The following is a 2,309-nucleotide window of genomic DNA, read 5'->3' on the forward strand; positions in this document are numbered from 1 at the left end:
CGGCCAGCGCACCGCTGAGCGCGCCCAGCAGCAGCCGCGCCGGGCCGGGCCGGCGGCGGGGACTCTTCTCGTTCTCGGTCACGTGGGGAATCCGGTTCCGAAACCCCGCCGGATTGGTCGCTCCCACGATCGGATGAATTCTTTTTCCCGGCCCGTCCGCATCCGCCTGGGCCTCGCGGCCCGAAGTCCCGCGTAACGGAGACCGTGCCGAGGTGTCCAATCACGAGGAGACCGGCTTTCGGAAGACCGGCTTTCGGAAGACCGGACGAGAGGAGCCGCCCAGTGGCGGGGGCCCGCACACCGAGCGCACCGTCCGGGAGCGCACCACCGGACGTCCGGTGCGACAGGGACGACGCCCTGCTGGCGGTCCGTGCCGGGGAGGGGGACGAGGACGCGTTCGCCGTGCTTGTGCAACGGCACGCGCCGCCGCTGACCCGGCTCGCCACCCGGCTGCTGGGCACCAGGACCGAGGCGGAGGACGCCGTCCAGGAAGCCTTCCTCAGCGCCTGGCGGCGGCTGCCCGAGTTCCAGGGGCGTTCCTCGTTCGGCACCTGGATATACCGGATCGTCACCAACCGCTGCCTGAACGTGCTGCGTTCCCGCAGGCCCACCGCCCCGCTGGAGGCGGCCGGAGACGTGGCCGCCGCCGAGTACAGCACGTCACCGGCCCGGATCACCGAGGGCCGAAGCGCCGTACGCGAACTGCGCGAGGCCCTCGATCTGCTGTCGGCCGAACAGCGGGCCTGCTGGGTGCTGCGGGAACTTGACGGGCGGTCCTACGAGTTCATCGCGCACGCGGTGGGCATCAGCGAGGAGGCCGTCCGCGCCCGTGTCTTCCGCGCACGCCGTTGTCTGACACAAGCACTGGGGGGCTGGCGATGACCGACCGGACCGACCCGCCGTACGGCACGTCCACGCAGGAGGACGACGACGAACTCCTGCCCTGCGGACGGCTGCTGTCCCGAGTGTGGGCCGACTGGGAGACCCGGGCCGCCGACACCCACGCGCGGTCCTGCCCGCACTGCCGGCAGGCGGTGCGCGGCCTCGACGAACTGGAGTCCGCCGTACGCGGGCTGCGCACGGAGACGGCGGACACCGGTTCCTACGACGCCGAGCCGCTGACCCGGCGGATCATGGACGTCGTCCGCCTCGAACTGCGTCCGGGCCGCCCCCTGCCGCTGGGTGAACCCGCCGAGGACCTGTGGATCATGGAAGCGGTCGCGGCCCGTGCCCTGCGTGCCGCGGCGGAGACGGTCGCGGGCGTCCACGCCGGCTCCTGCCGTCTCGTCGACGTCCGCGAGGACGGCACGGTCGAGGTCGGGCTCGACATCCACGCCCCCATCGGCGTTCCCCTGCCCGACCTCACCGCGCGGGTGCGGGAACAGGTCGGACGGGCCGCCGACCGAGCCCTGGGCATGCGCATAGCGGCCGTGCACATCCGGGTCACCGACCTCCTCCCCCTGACGGCCGACGACGACCGGGAAGGCCGTACGACATGACCGAGCAGCGCACGCTCGTCGAGGAACTCGCCACCGCCGTGACCGGTGTTCCGGGGGTGGCGTTCCTCCGGCCCGGTCTGACCGACCGGCTGCGCGCGCTGCCGCGACCGGCGCCGCACCCGGCAGGGGTCCGGATGACCCGGCCGGACGGCGAGGGGCCCTGGCACGTCGAGATCCACGTCGTGGCGCTCCGGCAGGCGCGGGCCGTGGACGTGGCTCGCGGTGTCCGCGACGAGGTGAGACGCCGCCTGGCCGTCCTGACCTCCCCCGAATCCCCGGCCCGGGTCACCGTGACGGTCACGGGGCTCCTCTGAGGCCGGTCACCGGTGGGGCGGCACGGGACGGGGCCGGCGGCCGGGCGCGGTACCCGTCCATACGCCAGGCCGCCGATGCACCCGTCCGCGGTACCGGGCCTCGGTCAGCCGGGGAAGGCCATCAAGGCGAGCGGCGCGGTGGTGGGCTGCTTCGACCCGCCGTCGGGCTCGACGGTGATGCCCATGCCCGACGCCCGGCCGACGCCACCCCGCATCAGGACGGCCTGGTCGCCTCGGCCGGGGTCCATCAACCCGGCGGACCGCATGGTCCCACCGTCGTCGAACCAGAGCTGATAGACCTTGCCGCCGGGCGGACGGGCCATTCCCGAGACGGCGAACACGGCCCTGTCCCGGCGGTGGGAGACGACGACCGTACCGGTGGCGCCGCCGGCCAGCCCGGACACCCGGACCCGGGCGTCCGGCGCGGACAGGACGGCGGCGATCTCGTCGGCGCTCCGGGACGCCTGGCGTGCCTCGGTGCGGGCGTCCGCGGCCT

General features: G+C 74.1%; 4 protein-coding genes. 3 read left to right on the forward strand and 1 reads right to left on the reverse strand.

Annotated elements, in window-relative coordinates; translation table 11 throughout:
* The first annotated feature begins 282 nt into the window (after positions 1-282).
* From ACVNF4_RS35015 to ACVNF4_RS35025, 3 genes are read left to right on the forward strand one after another with little or no spacing between them, the layout of a single operon-like run.
* Positions 283-882: an RNA polymerase sigma factor gene (locus ACVNF4_RS35015; protein ID WP_461806885.1), complete on the forward strand. Its 600-nt coding sequence runs from the start codon at positions 283-285 to the stop codon at positions 880-882.
* Complete coding sequence (locus ACVNF4_RS35020) at positions 879-1,499, forward strand: Asp23/Gls24 family envelope stress response protein (RefSeq protein ID WP_461806886.1); 621 nt, start codon at positions 879-881, stop codon at positions 1,497-1,499. Before ACVNF4_RS35015 ends, ACVNF4_RS35020 begins: the two co-directional genes overlap by 4 nt.
* A complete protein-coding gene (locus tag ACVNF4_RS35025) occupies positions 1,496-1,813 on the forward strand; it encodes an Asp23/Gls24 family envelope stress response protein (RefSeq protein ID WP_461806887.1) in 318 nt (105 codons plus the stop codon). Before ACVNF4_RS35020 ends, ACVNF4_RS35025 begins: the two co-directional genes overlap by 4 nt.
* A 104-nt stretch (positions 1,814-1,917) precedes the next feature.
* Here the strand turns inward: ACVNF4_RS35025 and ACVNF4_RS35030 are convergent.
* Positions 1,918-2,309, reverse strand: a 392-nt coding sequence (locus ACVNF4_RS35030) for an anti-sigma factor (RefSeq protein WP_461806888.1), incomplete at its 5' end; no start/stop codon positions are given.

It is taken from the genome of Streptomyces sp. S6 (assembly GCF_054880855.1).

What these genes read in the sequence shown, in the direction of transcription:
- ACVNF4_RS35020 (WP_461806886.1), top strand. Translation starts at nt 879, where the DNA reads ATGACCGACCGGACCGACCCGCCGTACGGCACGTCCACGCAGGAGGAC.
- ACVNF4_RS35025 (WP_461806887.1), top strand. Translation starts at nt 1,496, where the DNA reads ATGACCGAGCAGCGCACGCTCGTCGAGGAACTCGCCACCGCCGTGACC.